This is a genomic window from Streptomyces sp. GL_140 (assembly GCF_057834465.1).
In genome coordinates, this window is the sequence record NZ_CM174404.1 from 4,645,540 (window position 1) to 4,661,041 (window position 15,502).

A 15,502-nucleotide genomic window follows, 5' to 3' on the forward strand; every position below is an offset into this window, starting at 1 on the left:
TGCCGGACGCGGAGTGGGCGGTGGTGCGGAAGCGCCCTCCGAGGGGCTGTTGAGATCAGGACGGACAACGGGCAGGTCATCCAGGCAAGCACTGAAGAATCACTTACCCCCGCCTTGCGCAGTATTTCGGCAACAGGGTCGAGGCTGAGGTAGAAGTGACGAGAGTAGCGTCAGCCGGGGGGCGCGGACGGCGTATTTTCACGATCCTTGGGTTGAGCAATCTGTAGTTCTTGCGTGTCGAGAAGTTCCCTGCGACCGCCAGGGTGACTAGGCCGTGCCAGATTCGGCCCAGTCGCTCGCCCGAGGAAAGACCGAGGGTCAGGGGAAGAGAAGCGCGGCCGAACGCATTGGCAGTAGGTAGGTCCCACTCATGATCGCCGACGCTATCAGGCTCGCGGACTGAGCCCATTTCAGTGTGAAGTTGGTGGTCGTGGGGATGGTGTGATTGAAGCCCGACCGGTACTCGTGCGGGTTGTGGGGGATCGCCGGGCATGATGAACCAAACCTCGACGTATGCCACTCGGAGTGTGGGTACCAACTGCTGGGTGTTGACCGCGTTTTCTCGGCGGCACGAACCCATTACTGATGATGGTTCAGCAGGGCTTCATCGCATGCGGTCGGGTCCCAAGTTGACCGATGGTGGTGATCTTGGTTTAGATCACCTTGCCAGTCATTGACCAAATGGTTCTGGGAGCGGCCGCATTCACAGAGCGCAGCTGCTCCACCCGTATGATGACGACAAGGAAACCCCTTCGTGAAACGCCACACCGTGCGCACGAGCGCAGCCGCTGTGATGACCGCCATCGCCCTCGGCCTCGCCGCGCCGGCCGCCTCGGCCTCTGAAGACCCGCATGCCGAGATCAAGACCTCCGTGGCCCTCACAAGTGAGGCGAATTCCCTCACAGCTGAGGCGGATTCCCTGCTGACCGCCTCCGAAGCCCGCGACGTCCTAGCCAGCCCGAAGCTGCGGGCGGAACTCACCGACGGTGCCATAATCGACCTGCAGGCTGTCGTGGACGGTTCCGCCAGCACGGAACAGCAGCGCAGCGGCACCTCGGCGGCCGCCGCGGCCATTTGGAAGGCAGCGAAGAAGGCGGTCGAGAATAACGCCATCGCTCAGAATGCCTCCGCCTCCGAGGCGTACACCCGCTTCATCAACTGGATCAACAGCCTGCCCGAGAAGAGCACGGCCAAGATCGCCTGGGACACCACAAACGACGAGCCTCGGCTGGAAGTCTGGGAAGACACGGACGAGCAGACGGACTGATTCCCACCCGTGATCCTTCCGCGGCCACGGCTGACCCTTGGGCCGAACCTTCGCAACGCAGCCCGTGCGGCAACTCTGCGCGAGTTGCAGGCTGGTTCGAGCCCGTGCACGGTTAGCCGTGGCACGCGGTTGCGGTGCTGACGGTCCTCACGTTCGAAGGTCGGGGTGGCGAGTTCCGTCACGGCCCTGGTCGCCTACGCCTACCTGGCCGTCACCGCCGCCCTCGAACGCGCCGCCCAGAGCGGCCGGAACGACCCCGCCGAAGCCGACCTCGTCCGCCTCAGCAGCCACGAACTCCTCCGGCTGTTACGGGCCCTGACCCTTCCGTCACCCCGGCGGGATACCGAACACCTGCTGTGGTGGTCCACCTGGCGCCGACGCCACCAACGCCGCGCCCGCCTCTGCCACCGCCGATGGCACACATACGCCGACACCACACCATGCCCAGAAGCCTCAGCAGCAGCTATCTACAGCTGCCGTGTCAGGCCCTGTTAGTTCGGAGCGACCTCCAGGCCGTGCTCCAGGTAGCTGACCCGTCCCTCAGTGCGGGCTACTGCCGCAGCCCTGATGCGTCGCGCCAGACGGGGCATCGTCAGCTCGTCCACCTCGGCGATGGAGTGGTAGGCGTACGCCTTGATTTCGGCGGTCTCCAGAGTGATCGCTTCCTCAAGCTCCGCGCTCAGGATGCCGCCGTCGAAGATGTAGAGCACCTTGTCGCCCTCCGCAGGGCTCGGGGCTCAGTCCACGGCGAGCAGGCGGCCGATAGCCGGCGCGATGCCCAGCTCTTCCCGCACCTCCCGTGCGCACGCCTGGAGCGGTGACCCGCTGGTCTCGACGTAGCCACCTGGGATGTCCCGGTAGTCCTTGTACGTCGTCTCAAGGAGAAGGACCCGGTCGCGGTCATCGAAGAAAAGCGGACCGGAGGCCATCCTCGGGTGCGCCATCTTTGCTTCGTGCTCGTTCTGGCTCACGGGGGCCGAGCCTACCCAGGTCACACGACGTGCAGCCTGTCAGCCAGATCGGCGACCGATTGCGTCGGCCGCCCACGGGTTCCACGAACCCACCCCAGGACGAGTTCGCGGCTCATGTAGTGGTGGCGGACCTGCTCGGGTGCGATCTGCTCGGCTTCCAACACCACGGCGAGTGCGTCGTCCGTACGGTTCCAGGCGCTGAGCGCGCGGGCCACCTCCAGGTTGTGCCGAACCCGCCGCTCCACCGGCAGGCCGCCCGTGTCCACGGTCGGGCCCAGTTCCGCTGCTACCTGCATGTCGCCGAGTTCGCCGGCCGTCGCCACGCGGTGGATGGCGACGTTGGTCGGGCCGAAGGCGGTCCACATGTGGTTCGCGTCCGCGCCCAGCCGGGTGGCCATCGACTCGGCCTCCCGCAGGAAGGTCTGGGTAGTGGCCCGGTCCTCAGCCCTGGCCGCTGCCATGGACCCGGTGAGGAAGAGCGTGCCGTACACGGACAGGTAGGCCGGAGTGGCGTCGCCGAGGCCCGGCTCCAGATACCCCGCTGCATCGTTCACGAGCTGGACGGCCGTCTCGAAGCGCCCCGTGGACAGCGGGCAGTGCGTGACGGACCGGAACAACGATGCCGTGATCACGTTGTTCCCGCTCTGCTGCGCGGCGGCAAGGCCACGGTCCGCCGCGATCCAGGCGAGTTCGTTCTCTCCCAACTTCCCGAGCACCATCGCGGCGCCCTGGTAGGTCAGGGCCAGCAGGCCGTTCGCTTCCTCTCGCTCAGTTCCCGAGTAGGCCCGGACGGCTAGGGCCTGTGTGATGTCGTGATCAACTGCTGGGTTCTGGCCTGTTTGAGGGGTGGAATCAGGTAGGACTGGGGTTGTGACGCGTAGGCAACTCACCCATGCCCAGTGGAAGTTCATCGAGCCGTATCTGCCGATCGGTAGGTACGGGCCGTATCCGGAGCGGTTGCGGGAGCAGTTCGAGGGTGTGATCTGGCGGTTCCGTTCCAGTGGGCAGTGGCGGGAGATGCCTGCCGAGTTCGGCCCCTGGGCCACTGTCTACGGGCGCTTTCGCGTGTGGCGGGACGCCGGGGTGTTCACGGCCCTGCTGGAAGGCCTGATCGCCGAGGGTGCCCGGGTGGGCAGGACGGACTTGTCGCTGGTCAGCGTGGACTCCACTACGGTCCGCGCCCACCACGACGCCGCAGGGCTCCGCGTCAGCAAGCACCTCATGTCGGCCCTGGAAGACGCCGTGCAGGAGCAGGAGACGGCCCGGCAAAAGGGGGCGGCACGGAGGAACAGAACGGACAGGACGGACGCCGGCGGATCCGGCGCAGACACAGGCTCCGACTGAAGGAAGCCCTGCTCGGCAGGTCCCGCGGCGGCCTCACCAGCAAGATTCATCTCGCCGCGGACCGCAGGTGCCGTCCGCTCGCGCTGGTCCTGACCGCCGGGCAGGCCGGGGACAGTCCGCAGTTCGTCCCCGTACTCGCGAAGGTCAGAGTCCGCCTGCCGGTCGGCCGCCCCCGCACGACACCTGGTGCGGTCGCCGCGGACAAGGCGTACTCGTCCCGTGGCAATCGCGCCTACCTGCGCAAACGCGGAATCAAGGCCGTCATCCCGGAGAAACGAGACCAGGCCGCCAACCGCAAGAAGAAGGGCTGCCGGGGCGGCCGGCCCGTCGTCCACGATGCCGACCTCTACAAGGAACGGAACACCGTCGAACGCCTGATCAACAAGCTGAAAGCCTGGCGAGGGATCGCCACCCGCTACGACAAATCCCCAGACAGCTACCTCGCCGGCCTCCACCTCCGCGCCGCCATGATCTGGATCGACGACCTCCTCAAAGCCGCCAACTGATCACGACATCACACAGGCCCTAGCAGCGCATCGGCGAGAAGTAGCGGGATCTGCCGCGCCGCGAATCCGTAGCGGGATCCCTGGTAGGCGTCCCACACCTCCCCAACGTCGGATCGGAGCGCCACGAGCGTGGGCGGCTGGCCGTTGACCTGGGCGCCGATGAGCGGGGTGAGGAGCCGGTAGTCCATCAGCGCTTCGCGCAGCGCGGGGACCGTGCCGCGGCCCGATTCCTTCGACCACTCCATCAGCATCGGCTCCCCGATGAGGTCCCCGATGGAGACGTCGAGTGCATGGGCGAGCGCTCGGATCACGGACAGGCGGTCGAGTTCGATGCGGTTGTTTGCGGCTTTACCGAGCCAGTCGGCGGTACGACCGACCAGGCCGGCAAGGACTTCTTGGCACGCGCGGAGGCCTCGTGGGTTCCGATCGCGCGCGGGCTCACGCCGCACGGGCTACGGCACAGCCACAAGACGATGATGGACGAGCTGCGGACGCCGCCGAAGCTGAAGGACGAGCGGATGGGCCACGAGGACGGTTCGGTCCAGGCCCGCTACTCCCACATCACCGCGGAGATGCTCCGCGAACTTCTGGCCGGTCTGAGCGGCACGTGGGAGGAGGCGCTCGACGCGCGTCGGCGGATGGCTCCGGGGTCGCCCGTGGCCGTCCTCGACGCGCTGCTGAGGGGCCGCGCGTAGATCGGAAGCAGATCCGGCCCGTGATCCAGACCGGGGCGACGGCCATGGACGAGATCTTCAAGGACGCTCGCGAGCCGTAGTCACTCAGTTAGCCACTCACAGAAACAGGTCAGGGAGACTACTCAATGAGTAGTCTCCCTGACCTGGTCTTACGAAGTCGGGGTGGCGGGATTTGAACCCACGACCTCTTCGTCCCGAACGAAGCGCGCTGCCAAGCTGCGCTACACCCCGATGTCCACCCTTGCAGCGCTTGCTGCCCTGGCGACATCGATTACTTTAGCGGACCCTCGGCCGGAGACGAAATCCGGTTTTCGCGCGGCGGGCGGTAGCGGTCCGCCGCCACCAGGGCGAGGCCGAGGGCGTAGAAGGCGAGGCCGAGGACCGCGGAGTTCAGGGCGACCCGGGCGTAGCCGTACTGGGCCACGTCGATGAAGGGGTACGTGTACCGGGCCGGGGCGCCGGGGGAGAGGAGGGCGCCGCGGATCAGGGCGAAGACCACGTAGGCCAGTGGGTACGCCAGCCACTGCGCGGCGTGGCGCGGGAGCAGGCGGCGCGGGGCGGTCAGGAAGAGGAAGTCCAGGACGGCGCCGACGGGGGTGACCGTGTGCAGGAGCTGGTTGGAGACGGCACGCGCCCCCGTCAGCTTGTCCAGGTCCTCGACCACGTTGAAGGGGCTCGACGGGTTGGCCAGGACCAGGTGGAAGACCAGCCCGGTGACCAGGATGAAGAGGAGGACCCCGCCCCGCCAGAGGGGGGCCACGTCCGGGACCCCCCGGTAGGTGCGGACGGCCGAGAGGGCGAAGACGACCGCGACCAGGATGTTCGTCCAGATCGTGAAGAAGCTCAGGACGACGGGCACGCTGCCGTACGCGCACTCGATGACGAGGCCCGTGAAGGCCGCGGCCGCGATCAGCGCGCGGAAGGCGGCGGTCGGGAGGCGTAGGGAGGCAGATGTGGTCATCCGACCAACGTACTGGTCGCCGTTACGCCTTCGGGGTCAGCGTGAGGAGTGTCGCCTCGGGCGGGCACGCGAACCGCACCGGGGTGAAGCGGTTGGTGCCGCAGCCCGCCGATACGTGGAGGTAGGAGCGGTGTCCCTGCGCCTCGTGCGTCGACAGGCCCTTCACCCGCTTCGTGTCCAGGTCGCAGTTGGTCACCAGCGCCCCGTAGAAGGGGATGCACAGCTGCCCGCCGTGCGTGTGGCCGGCCAGGATCAGCGGGTACCGGTCGGCGGTGAAGGCTTCGAGGACGCGCAGGTACGGGGCGTGGACGACCGCCAGCGAGAAGTCGGCGTCCGCCTCCGGCCCGCCCGCGACCCGCTCGTACCGGTCGCGCTTGATGTGCGGGTCGTCGAGGCCGGTGAAGGCCAGCTCCAGCCCGTCGATCTTGAGGCGGCCGCGGGTGTTGGTGAGGTTGAGCCAGCCGGCCGCGTCGAAGGCGTCCCGCATGCCCTCCCACGGGTTGTGGACGGCGCCGACGACCGGCGCGTTGCCGTTCAGCCCGTGCCGGCCCTGTGTCTTCTCCAGCAGGTAGCGTCCGGGATTGCGCAGCCGGGGGCCGTAGTAGTCGTTCGACCCGAAGACGTACACGCCGGGGAAGGACATCAGCGGGCCGAGCGCGTCGAGCACCTCCGGCACGCCCTCCGTGTCGGAGAGGTTGTCGCCCGTGTTCACGACGAGGTCGGGCCGCAGACCGGCCAGGGACTGCAGCCACGCGCGCTTCTTGCGCTGCCCGCCGACCATGTGGATGTCCGAGACCTGCAGGATTCGCAGCGGGCGCATCCCCTGCGGGAGCACGGGGACGGTGACCCGGCGCAGGCGGAAGGACCGGGCTTCGAAGCCGGCGGCATAGGCCACACCGGCGGCCCCCGCCGCGGCGATCCCGGCGGTGACCTTCAGGGGTACTCCGTAACGCGCACGCATGACCTCATGTTCGCAGACCCGGCGGGCGCCCGGACCGGGGAGTGGGGCACCCGGACCAGGGCCGTGCGCAGGAGGCCGAGGGCCGCTGGGGACACCGCGGCGCGCCCACCGCCAAAACCGGCGGGCGCCCGAGGGCCCCTACCTGGCAGACTCGGGGGCATGACCACGCTCAAGGCCAAGCTCCAGGAAGACCTCACCACCGCCATCCGCGCCCGGAACGAGCTGCACTCGTCCACGCTGCGCCTGACCCTCTCCGCCATCACCAACCAGGAGGTCGCGGGCAAGGAAGCCCGTGTGCTCTCCGACGAGGAAGTCCTCAAGGTGATCGCCAAGGAGGCGAAGAAGCGCCGCGAGGCCGCGGACGCCTTCGCGCAGGGTGGCCGTCCCGAGCAGGCCGCGCGCGAGACCGAGGAGGGCGAGTTCCTCGACACCTACCTCCCCAAGCAGCTCGGCGACGACGAGCTCGGCGCGATCGTGGCGCAGGCCGTCGAGGAGGCCAAGGCGGCCGGCGCCGAGGGCCCGCGGGCGATGGGCGCCGTCATGAAGATCGTGAACCCGAAGGTCGCCGGTCTGGCGGACGGCGGGCGCGTCGCCGCCGCAGTCAAGAAGCACCTCTCCTAGGTGTGGGTCCAGGCCTAGGCCTGGACGTCAAGAGGGAGGCCCTCCACCGGATCCGGTGGAGGGCCTCCCTCTTCGTACGTGTGCCCGCGGCTGCGCCTACTGCTCGCGGCCGCCGATGACGCCCGGCGGGATGCTGATCCCGGGGAACGGGTTCGTCCCGCCCGCGTTGCCGCCCGTGGCTCCGGCCGCCGTACCTCCGGCGCCCGTGCCTCCGGCGGCCGTCTGCTGCCCGCCGGGCTGCCCGTCACCGGGCTTGCCGTCGCGGCCCGGCTTGCCGGGCTTGTTGGGCTTGCCCGTGTTGGGCTTGCCGCCGGCGGCCGGGCTCGGGGTCTCGGCGATGGCCACCGTGGTGAAGCTCGGCGCCTCGCGGCCCGAGAGCGCGCCCGAGACCGCCTGCTTCCAGATCGGGCCGGGCAGCCCACCACCGAAGACCTTGTCGTAGTACTGGCCGCCGATGGTGATGTTCTCCATCGACACCTGCTTGGAGCCGCCCGAGCCGACCCAGGTCGCGCCGGACATGTTCGGCGTGTAGCCGACGAACCAGGCGTTGTAGCGGCTGTCGGTGGTACCGGTCTTGCCCGCGCTCTGGCGGTCGGTCAGACCCGACTGCTGGCCCGTACCCGAGTCGACCACGCCGAGCAGCAGCGTGTTGATGGTGTCGGCGGTCTTCTCGCTCATCGCGCGGCCGCACTTGGACTTCGGCACAGTCAGGGCCTTGCCGTGCGCGTCGGTGATCGACTCGATGGCGACCGGGGTGCAGTACACGCCGCGGTTGGCGAAGGTGGCGTAGGCGTTGGCCATGGTCAGCGGGGACATGCCCTCACTGCCGAGCGCGATGGCCGGGACCTCGGGGAGCTTGGCGCCGTTGGCCGGGACGACGCCGAGCTTGCTGGTCATGTCGGTGACGGGGCACAGGCCGATCTCGGAGATCATCTCGACGAAGTAGGTGTTGACCGACTTGGCCATCGCGTCCTTCATCCCGTACGGACCGACCTCGGACTCGGTCTCGTTCTCCACCCGTGCGTGTTCGGTGTTGACCCAGGGCTTGTCGCCGCAGGTCTTCACCGGGCTCGGGTAGTCCATGTCGTACGGGGACTGGTACATCTTCGTCGGCGGCAGACCGCCCTCGATGGCGGCGGCCGCGACGAACGCCTTGAAGGTGGAACCGGTCGGGAAGCCGAAGTTCGAGCCGCCCATCTTCTTGTCCACCGAGAAGTTGATCTGCGTCTCGTTCTTGCCGAAGCCGTACGGCTTCGACTGCCCCATGGCGAGGACCCGTCCGGTGCCGGGCTGGACGAGGGTGACGGCCGTCGCGACCTTGTCGTCCTGGTCGACGTGGTCCTTGATGGACTCGTTGACCGAGTCCTGGGACTGCGGGTCCAGGGTGGTGCGGACCGTCAGGCCGCCCTGGTTCCAGACCTTCGCCCGCTCCTCGCGGGTCTTGCCGAAGGCCGTGTCGTCCAGGAAGGAGTTGCGCACGTAGTCGCAGAAGAAGCCCGCGCCCTTGACCGCGGTGATGCAGCCGTTCTTCGGCTTGGTCACCTTCAGCTGGACCGGCTTCAGCTTCGCCGCGTCCGCCTCGGCCTGCGAGACGTCCTTCATGTCGGCCATGCGCTGGAGCACGACGTTGCGGCGCTTCATGGCCTCCTGCGAGTCGTTGACCGGGTCGAACCGGCTCGGCGACTGCACGATGCCGGCGAGCATCGCCGACTCCTCCAGGGTCAGGTCCTTGGCCGGCTTGCTGAAGTACCGCTGGGCGGCGGATTCGATTCCGTACGCCTGCTGGCCGAAGTACGTGATGTTGAGGTAGTTCTCGAGGATCTTCTTCTTCCCGAGCTCTTCCTCGACCTGGATCGAGTACTTCAGCTCGCGGACCTTGCGACCGAGGCTCTTCTCCTGGGCCTCGCGGACCTTCGTCTCGTCGTCGCCCGCCTCTTCGACGAAGACGTTCTTGACGTATTGCTGTGTCAGCGTGGAGGCGCCCTGCGCCGCGCCGCCCTCCTGCGCGTTGCGGTTGACCGCGCGCAGGATGCCCTTGAGGTCGATGGCTCCGTGTTCGTAGAAGCGGGAGTCCTCGATCGCGACGATCGCCTTCTGCATGTACGGGGAGATGGCCGTGAGGGGGACCACCTGCCGGTCACGCGAATAGACCGTGGCGATCAGGCCACCTTCGGAGTCCAGAATCGTGGTGCGCTGGCTCAGAGGCGGCGTCTTGAGATTGGCCGGGATCTCATCGAACCCCTCGACCGTGCCCTTGGCCGCCAGCCCCAGGGCGCCTGCCCCCGGGATCGCGATGCCCGCCAGTACGACTCCGGAGAGAACGGACACACCGAGGAACTTGGCGGCCTGCTGTGGCCCCGTGAGCCCGCCGCCCGAGCGCTTCTTTCCCATGGAGGGCAGCCTACGTTCTCATTCGCCGGACACACGCGAATGCCTTGGCCTAAGCTGCCCTCAACTGTCACAGCAGTGCGGTGGGACATCAACCCCTCGGCTTGTTTTTCACCCTTCCCGAATGGGGTGGACGCATGTCCGAATCCCGCCCCCTGTGATCGCGTTGTGCCGCCGATTTCACCCAAATCGCCGGAATGGTCGGGCATGTCGCAGGATCACTCCGTCGGGTGATCTGCCGCTTACCCATAGTCCGTTCGGGCCATTCAAGATTGGGCCCGTCGGGGGTGTTGCACTGTGCCCGCCTTCCGTAACGTCCTCAACTGGCAGCGGTGAATATGCCGCTACCGCCGTGGGGGAGCCTCGATTCGGGAGAGGACGGCGCCGGGATGGGCTGGGTTACCGACTGGAGTGCGCAGGCAGCCTGCCGCACTACCGATCCGGATGAACTGTTTGTTCAAGGAGCGGCACAGAACAGGGCCAAGGCGGTGTGCACCGGATGTCCGGTGCGGACCGAGTGCCTGGCCGATGCGCTCGACAACCGTGTCGAGTTCGGAGTGTGGGGCGGAATGACCGAGCGGGAACGACGTGCGCTGCTGCGCCGGCGTCCCACCGTCACCTCGTGGCGGCGACTGCTCGAAACCGCCCGCACGGAGTACGAGCGCAGTACGGGCATCCTCACCATGGATGTCGACGGAGAGATCGACGTGCCGTACGAGGCCTACGCGGCGGCCGGGTAGATCACCCGAGCCATCCCGCGTGCGGACCGCCCCTGACCAGGGGGCAGCGTACGGACGCCTACGCTCCGGCCGGAACCCCGGCCGCGAGTCGCTCTCCGATGGCCCGTAGCCCGGCGAGGTCGTGTACATCGCCGGGCAGGGCGGCCACTTCGGACACCGCCACTTCGGGGTGCAGCGAGGTGAAGCGGTCACGCGTGCGCTGTTCGCGCGCGATCACCTGCATGCGCTCCGCGTGCAGGCGCAGCAACCCTGCCGTGATCTCGTCGACATCGGCGTCGGCCTCGGCATTCACGCCGGCGTCCGCGACCGCGGCGGCGGTGCCTTCGACATCGGTGCCTTCGGCATCGGCGCCGTCTTCGACATCAGCGCCGTCTTCGGTACCGGCGGGGGAGGAGTCACGGAGTCCAGCTTTCCCGGACTCCTGATCGACAATGCCGGCCTCTTCAAGATTCTCCGCGGCGGCCAACGCCCGCTCCGCGGAGAGCTGGTCGGCGCCACTGCCGTGCACCCGGTTCAGTACGAGCCCGGCCAGCGGCATCTTGTCCGCGGCCAGCCGCTCCACGAAGTACGCAGCCTCGCGCAGGGCGTCCGGTTCGGGCGCGGCGACCACGAGGAAGGCCGTACCCGGGGCCTGGAGGAGCCGGAAGGTGGCGTCCGCGCGGGTGCGGAAACCGCCGAACATGGTGTCCATGGCGGCCACGAAGGTCTGTACGTCCTTCAGCAGCGAGGCACCCATCAGCTTGCTCAGGGTTCCCGTCATCATCGACATGCCGACATTGAGGAACTTCATCCCCGCCCGGCCGCCCACCTTCGCCGGAGCCATCAGCACCCGGATGAACTTCCCGTCCAGGAAGGACCCCAGGCGCCCCGGCGCGTCCAGGAAGTCCAGCGCGGACCGGCTCGGCGGCGTGTCCACGATGATCAGGTCCCAGTCGTCCCGGGCCCGCAGCTGCCCCAGCTTCTCCATCGCCATGTACTCCTGCGTGCCCGCGAATCCGGCCGACAGGGACTGGTAGAAGGGGTTGGCCAGGATGGCCTGCGCCCGCTCGGGATCCGAGTGGCCCTCGACGATCTCGTCGAAGGTCCGCTTCATGTCGAGCATCATGGCGTGCAGTTCGCCGCCCCCGGGGCCGCCGACGCCCTTCACCTCGCGCGGGGTGTTGTCGAGCGAGTCGATGCCCATCGACTGGGCCAGCCTGCGCGCCGGGTCGATGGTCAGGACGACCGCCTTGCGCCCGCGCTCCGCGGCCCGCACGCCCAGCGCCGCGGCGGTCGTGGTCTTGCCGACCCCGCCGGAGCCGCAGCACACGATGATCCGGGTCTTCGCGTCGTCCAGCAGCCGGTCGACGTCCAGCCGCGGAGGCGTGCCCACGCTCGCGCTCATGGCTTCGCTCATTCCTCGCCCACCTGCTTGCGCAGCTCCGCGGCGAGCCCGTAGAGCCCGGCCAGGTCCATCCCCGTGCCGAGCAGGGGAAGTTCGTACGTCGCCACCTGCAACCCCTCCAGTACGGTCCGCTGGGCGCGCTCCAGCTCCACCCGGCTCGCGTGCTCCGCGGCCTGCGCGAGCAGCGGGTCCACCAGCCGCTCGGCCAGCCCGCCGCGCCGGGCCCCGCCCAGACCGGCCCGGGACAGCGCCTTGGCCACGTCCGCGCGGCGCTCCCCGGAGGCGGCGCGCAGCGCGCCCTCGTCGAGGTGGTGCGGCCGGACCATGTTGACGACGACCCGCCCCACGGGCAGCCCCGCGTCCTGGAGTTCGGCGATCCCGTCGGCGGTCTCCTGCACGGGCATCTCCTCCAGGAGGGTGACCAGGTGGACGGCCGTCTCCGGGGACTTGAGCACCTTCATGACGGCTTGCGCCTGGTTGTGGATCGGCCCGAACCGGGCCAGGCCCGCCACCTCGTCGTTGACGTTCAGGAAGCGGGTGATCCGCCCGGTCGGCGGAGCGTCCATGATCACGTGGTCGTAGACGTACCGCCCGGCCTTGTCCTTGCGCCGCACCGCCTCGCAGGCCTTGCCGGTCAGCAGTACGTCCCGCAGGCCCGGCGCGATGGTCGTCGCGAAGTCGATGGCGCCGAGCTTCTTGAGGGCGCGGCCGGCCGAGCCGAGCTTGTAGAACATCTGGAGGTAGTCCAGCAGCGCCCGCTCCGCGTCGATGGCGAGCGCGAACACCTCACCGCCGCCCGAGGCGACGGCGATCTTCCGCTCCTCGTACGGGAGCGCCTCCGCGCCGAAGAGCTGCGCGAGGCCCTGCCTGCCCTCGACCTCCACCAGAAGTGTCCGCCTGCCCTCGCGTGCGAGGGCGAGCGCGAGTGCTGCGGCGACCGTGGTCTTGCCGGTGCCGCCCTTGCCGCTGACCACCTGGAGCCTGCTCACAGGGCCCGAGCCTAATTCCTCCGCCCCCGTGACGGTGGGGGCGGGGGGCCGGGGCGCCGCGCGGCAGGCACTACGCTCGCCTCCATGACCAAGAAGTTCGAATACGCGACCGTCCCGCTGCTGGTCCACGCCACCAAGCAGATCCTCGACACCTGGGGCGAAGACGGCTGGGAGCTCGTGCAGGTCGTGCCCGGCCCGAACAACCCCGAGCAGCTCGTGGCCTACCTGAAGCGCGAGAAGTCCGCATGAGCGCCACCGAGGCCAGGCTGGCCGAGCTCGGCCTGACCCTGCCGGACGTCGTCCCGCCGCTGGCCACCTACCAGCCGGCCGTCCGGTCGGGTGCCTACGTGTACACCGCGGGCCAGCTCCCGATGGTCAAGGGCAGCATGCCGATCACCGGCAAGGTGGGCGCCGAGGTCTCGGCCGAGCAGGCCAAGGAACTGGCCGCGACCTGCGCGCTCAACGCGCTGGCCGCCGTGAAGTCCGTGATCGGCGACCTCGACAAGATCGCGCGTGTCGTCAAGGTCGTCGGCTTCGTCGCCTCGGCCCCCGACTTCACCGGCCAGCCGGGCGTCCTGAACGGCGCGAGCGAGCTGCTGGGCGAGATCCTCGGCGAGCGCGGCGTCCACGCGCGCAGCGCGGTCGGCGTGGCGGTCCTCCCGCTGGACGCGCCGGTCGAGGTGGAGATCCAGGTCGAGCTCGTAGCCGGAGCCTGATCCCTGCTCAAACGCCGGCGGAAATCCAGCTCCGTCCGGGGGTCCCCCCGGGCGGAGCGTGGGGGAGTTTGAGGCGCGGGGTCCGGGGCGGAGCCCCGGGAGCCTCGGGCGCAGCCCGCCCCCGCTCCCACTCCCTCTCTGCGGCGGCCAGCGCCCGGCCCCCCTCGAACATCGGGCCGGATGGCCGTAGCATCCCGCCATGCCGAATGGTCAGAACGGTCAGCAAGAGCCCCCCGCCGGAGGCCAGTGGTACCCGCCGGAGTGGCCCGACCGCATCCGCGCGCTCGCGGACGGTTCGATCACCCCGGTGGAACCCAAGCGCGCGGCCACCGTGATGCTGCTGCGCGACACCCCCGCCGGGCCCGCCGTTCACATGCTCCGCCGCCGCACCTCCATGGCCTTCGCGGGCGGTGCGTACGCCTACCCCGGCGGTGGCGTGGACCCCCGCGACGAGGACCACCTCATCGCCTGGGCCGGCCCGAGCCGCGCCGCATGGGCCGAGCGGATGGGCACCGACCCCGCCACCGCCCAGGCCATCGTCTGCGGAGCCGTCCGCGAGACCTTCGAGGAGGCCGGGGTACTGCTCGCCGGCGAGTCCGCGGACACCGTCGTCGGCGACACCACCGGCGAGGACTGGGAGGCCGCCCGCGCGGCCCTGGTGGCCCGCGAGCTGTCCTTCGCCGAGTTCCTCGACCGCCGCGGCCTCGTCCTGCGTTCCGACCTGCTGGGCGCGTGGGCCCGCTGGATCACCCCGGAGTTCGAGCCGCGCCGCTACGACACCTGGTTCTTCGTCGCGGCCCTGCCCGAGGGCCAGCGCACCCGCAACGCCTCCACCGAGGCCGACCGCACGGTGTGGATCCGGCCCGCCGACGCCGCCGCCGGGTACGACAAGGGCGAGCTGCTGATGATGCCGCCGACCATCTCCACCCTGCGCTCCCTGGAGCCGTACGCGGGCGCCGCCGAGGCCCTGGCCGCGGCCGCCGCGCAGGATCTGACACCGGTCCTGGCCCAGGCCGCCTTCGAAGACGGCGAGCTGGTGCTGAGCTGGCCGGGCCACGACGAGTTCACCAAGCGTGTCCGCCTCGGCGGCCGGGCCTCAGGAGCCTCCGCATGACCGACGCCGCCGCCCTGCCCGGCCAGCCCCGTGGAACGGTCGTCTCCGGGCCCGCCACCGCCCGCGCGGTGAACATCCTGGCCCCCAACGCCTCCGCGATGACCCTCGACGGCACCAACACCTGGCTGGTCTCGGAGCCCGGCTCCGACCTGGCCGTGGTCATCGACCCGGGCCCGCTGGACGACGTACACCTGCGGGCGGTCATCGCCGCCGCCGAGCAGGCGGGGCAGCGGGTCGGGCTCACCCTCCTCACCCACGGGCACCCCGACCACGCGGAGGGCGCCGCGCGCTTCGCCGAGCTGACCGGTACGAAGGTCCGCGCCCTGGACCCCGCCCTGCGCCTCGGCGACGAGGGCCTGGCCGCCGGGGACGTGATCCGCACCGGCGGCCTGGAGCTGCGGGTGGTCCCCACCCCCGGCCACACCGCGGACTCGCTCTGCTTCCACCTGCCGGCCGACCGGGCGGTCCTGACCGGCGACACGGTCCTCGGACGCGGCACCACCGTCGTGGCCCACCCCGACGGGCGCCTGGGCGACTACCTGGACTCCCTGCGCCGGCTGCGTTCCCTGACCGTCGACGACGGGGTCCACACGGTCCTCCCGGGCCACGGGCCGGTCCTGGACGACGCGCAGGGCGCCGTGGAGTTCTACCTCGCCCACCGGGCCCACCGCCTGGCCCAGATCGAGACGGCCGTCGAGAACGGCCTCACCACCCCCGAGGCGGTCGTCGCCCACGTCTACGCGGACGTGGACCGCTCGCTGTGGCCGGCCGCGGAATGGTCCGTCCGGGCGCAGCTCGAGTACCTTCGCGATCACGGACTGATCCCCGGGGGGCCCGAATGACGA

Annotated in this window: 15 protein-coding genes, 1 tRNA gene and 3 pseudogenes; 10 read left to right on the top strand and 9 right to left on the bottom strand. The window is 69.6% G+C overall.

The genetic code is table 11. From position 1 onward, the window contains the following. The first annotated feature begins 754 nt into the window (after nucleotides 1–754). Nucleotides 755–1,267 (top strand): hypothetical protein, encoded by a 513-nt coding sequence (locus tag AC3IYJ_RS21650; protein ID WP_489396437.1) that lies wholly within the window; start codon nucleotides 755–757, stop codon nucleotides 1,265–1,267. Between the two features lie 165 nt (nucleotides 1,268–1,432). Next, nucleotides 1,433–1,762 (top strand): hypothetical protein, encoded by a 330-nt coding sequence (locus AC3IYJ_RS21655; protein WP_489396438.1) that lies wholly within the window; start codon nucleotides 1,433–1,435, stop codon nucleotides 1,760–1,762. On the opposite strand, the pseudogene AC3IYJ_RS21660 reads toward AC3IYJ_RS21655, so the two are convergent. Both AC3IYJ_RS21660 and AC3IYJ_RS21665 read right to left on the bottom strand, forming a co-directional pair. Beyond that, nucleotides 1,759–2,238 (bottom strand): annotated as a pseudogene (locus AC3IYJ_RS21660) (NUDIX domain-containing protein). The gene AC3IYJ_RS21655 and the pseudogene AC3IYJ_RS21660 overlap by 4 nt on opposite strands. A gap of 20 nt (nucleotides 2,239–2,258) precedes the next feature. Continuing rightward, complete coding sequence (locus AC3IYJ_RS21665) at nucleotides 2,259–2,942, bottom strand: hypothetical protein (RefSeq protein ID WP_489396439.1); 684 nt, start codon at nucleotides 2,940–2,942, stop codon at nucleotides 2,259–2,261. Between the two features lie 166 nt (nucleotides 2,943–3,108). Between AC3IYJ_RS21665 and AC3IYJ_RS21670 the strand changes: the two are divergent. Next, a pseudogene (locus AC3IYJ_RS21670) lies at nucleotides 3,109–4,088 on the top strand (IS5 family transposase). A gap of 8 nt (nucleotides 4,089–4,096) precedes the next feature. On the opposite strand, the gene AC3IYJ_RS21675 reads toward AC3IYJ_RS21670, so the two are convergent. Further along, a complete protein-coding gene (locus AC3IYJ_RS21675; protein ID WP_489396440.1) occupies nucleotides 4,097–4,399 on the bottom strand; it encodes a hypothetical protein in 303 nt (100 codons plus the stop codon). A gap of 87 nt (nucleotides 4,400–4,486) precedes the next feature. Between AC3IYJ_RS21675 and AC3IYJ_RS21680 the strand changes: the two are divergent. After that, nucleotides 4,487–4,783 (top strand): annotated as a pseudogene (locus tag AC3IYJ_RS21680) (LacI family transcriptional regulator); the annotation flags it as partial. Nucleotides 4,784–4,940: 157 nt separating this feature from the next. Here AC3IYJ_RS21680 and AC3IYJ_RS21685 read toward each other — a convergent pair. From AC3IYJ_RS21685 to AC3IYJ_RS21695, 3 genes are all read right to left on the bottom strand, one after another. Next, nucleotides 4,941–5,014: transfer RNA gene (locus AC3IYJ_RS21685), tRNA-Pro, on the bottom strand. Nucleotides 5,015–5,054: 40 nt separating this feature from the next. Next, the gene (locus AC3IYJ_RS21690) at nucleotides 5,055–5,744 is read right to left on the bottom strand and encodes a Pr6Pr family membrane protein (protein WP_489396441.1); all 690 of its coding nucleotides are present in this window, start codon (nucleotides 5,742–5,744) and stop codon (nucleotides 5,055–5,057) included. A 22-nt stretch (nucleotides 5,745–5,766) separates the two neighbouring features. After that, nucleotides 5,767–6,705, bottom strand: a complete 939-nt coding sequence (locus AC3IYJ_RS21695) for a metallophosphoesterase (protein WP_489396442.1) — start codon at nucleotides 6,703–6,705, stop codon at nucleotides 5,767–5,769. Between the two features lie 159 nt (nucleotides 6,706–6,864). Here AC3IYJ_RS21695 and AC3IYJ_RS21700 point away from each other — a divergent pair, with 159 nt between their 5' ends. Beyond that, nucleotides 6,865–7,326: a GatB/YqeY domain-containing protein gene (locus tag AC3IYJ_RS21700; RefSeq protein WP_489396443.1), complete on the top strand. Its 462-nt coding sequence runs from the start codon at nucleotides 6,865–6,867 to the stop codon at nucleotides 7,324–7,326. A gap of 96 nt (nucleotides 7,327–7,422) precedes the next feature. On the opposite strand, the gene AC3IYJ_RS21705 is transcribed toward AC3IYJ_RS21700, so the two are convergent. Beyond that, complete coding sequence (locus AC3IYJ_RS21705) at nucleotides 7,423–9,717, bottom strand: transglycosylase domain-containing protein (RefSeq protein WP_489396444.1); 2,295 nt, start codon at nucleotides 9,715–9,717, stop codon at nucleotides 7,423–7,425. A 386-nt stretch (nucleotides 9,718–10,103) separates the two neighbouring features. Here AC3IYJ_RS21705 and AC3IYJ_RS21710 point away from each other — a divergent pair, with 386 nt between their 5' ends. After that, on the top strand, nucleotides 10,104–10,454 hold the full coding sequence (locus AC3IYJ_RS21710; RefSeq protein ID WP_330297777.1) for a WhiB family transcriptional regulator: 351 nt from the start codon (nucleotides 10,104–10,106) through the stop codon (nucleotides 10,452–10,454). Nucleotides 10,455–10,512: 58 nt separating this feature from the next. Here AC3IYJ_RS21710 and bagB read toward each other — a convergent pair whose 3' ends face one another. Together bagB and bagA are read right to left on the bottom strand one after the other, a co-directional pair. Continuing rightward, nucleotides 10,513–11,838 carry an ATPase BagB gene (bagB, locus tag AC3IYJ_RS21715; RefSeq protein WP_489396445.1) on the bottom strand — a complete coding sequence of 442 codons (1,326 nt, stop codon included), beginning with the start codon at nucleotides 11,836–11,838 and terminating at the stop codon, nucleotides 10,513–10,515. 8 nt (nucleotides 11,839–11,846) lie between these two features. Continuing rightward, on the bottom strand, nucleotides 11,847–12,827 hold the full coding sequence (bagA, locus tag AC3IYJ_RS21720; protein ID WP_489396446.1) for an ATPase BagA: 981 nt from the start codon (nucleotides 12,825–12,827) through the stop codon (nucleotides 11,847–11,849). Nucleotides 12,828–12,911: 84 nt separating this feature from the next. On the opposite strand from bagA, the gene sp36 reads away from it, so the two are divergent. From sp36 to AC3IYJ_RS21740, 4 genes are all read left to right on the top strand, one after another. Beyond that, nucleotides 12,912–13,076, top strand: a complete 165-nt coding sequence (sp36, locus tag AC3IYJ_RS21725) for a Sp36 family protein (RefSeq protein ID WP_107089134.1) — start codon at nucleotides 12,912–12,914, stop codon at nucleotides 13,074–13,076. Continuing rightward, nucleotides 13,073–13,543, top strand: a complete 471-nt coding sequence (locus AC3IYJ_RS21730) for a RidA family protein (protein ID WP_489396447.1) — start codon at nucleotides 13,073–13,075, stop codon at nucleotides 13,541–13,543. Before sp36 ends, AC3IYJ_RS21730 begins: the two co-directional genes overlap by 4 nt. A 199-nt stretch (nucleotides 13,544–13,742) precedes the next feature. Further along, nucleotides 13,743–14,657 carry an NUDIX hydrolase gene (locus AC3IYJ_RS21735; RefSeq protein ID WP_489396448.1) on the top strand — a complete coding sequence of 305 codons (915 nt, stop codon included), beginning with the start codon at nucleotides 13,743–13,745 and terminating at the stop codon, nucleotides 14,655–14,657. Continuing rightward, nucleotides 14,654–15,499, top strand: coding sequence for an MBL fold metallo-hydrolase (locus tag AC3IYJ_RS21740; RefSeq protein ID WP_489396449.1), 846 nt, complete (start codon nucleotides 14,654–14,656; stop codon nucleotides 15,497–15,499). The genes AC3IYJ_RS21735 and AC3IYJ_RS21740 overlap by 4 nt, the downstream gene beginning before the upstream one ends. Nucleotides 15,500–15,502 lie beyond the last annotated feature (3 nt).

Coding starts and splice junctions, on each gene's coding strand:
- AC3IYJ_RS21695 (WP_489396442.1), bottom strand. CDS start 6,705: ATGCGTGCGCGTTACGGAGTACCCCTGAAGGTCACCGCCGGGATCGCC.
- AC3IYJ_RS21700 (WP_489396443.1), top strand. CDS start 6,865: ATGACCACGCTCAAGGCCAAGCTCCAGGAAGACCTCACCACCGCCATC.
- AC3IYJ_RS21730 (WP_489396447.1), top strand. CDS start 13,073: ATGAGCGCCACCGAGGCCAGGCTGGCCGAGCTCGGCCTGACCCTGCCG.
- AC3IYJ_RS21710 (WP_330297777.1), top strand. CDS start 10,104: ATGGGCTGGGTTACCGACTGGAGTGCGCAGGCAGCCTGCCGCACTACC.
- AC3IYJ_RS21735 (WP_489396448.1), top strand. CDS start 13,743: ATGCCGAATGGTCAGAACGGTCAGCAAGAGCCCCCCGCCGGAGGCCAG.
- bagB (WP_489396445.1), bottom strand. CDS start 11,838: ATGAGCGCGAGCGTGGGCACGCCTCCGCGGCTGGACGTCGACCGGCTG.
- AC3IYJ_RS21705 (WP_489396444.1), bottom strand. CDS start 9,717: ATGGGAAAGAAGCGCTCGGGCGGCGGGCTCACGGGGCCACAGCAGGCC.
- AC3IYJ_RS21690 (WP_489396441.1), bottom strand. CDS start 5,744: ATGACCACATCTGCCTCCCTACGCCTCCCGACCGCCGCCTTCCGCGCG.
- sp36 (WP_107089134.1), top strand. CDS start 12,912: ATGACCAAGAAGTTCGAATACGCGACCGTCCCGCTGCTGGTCCACGCC.
- AC3IYJ_RS21740 (WP_489396449.1), top strand. CDS start 14,654: ATGACCGACGCCGCCGCCCTGCCCGGCCAGCCCCGTGGAACGGTCGTC.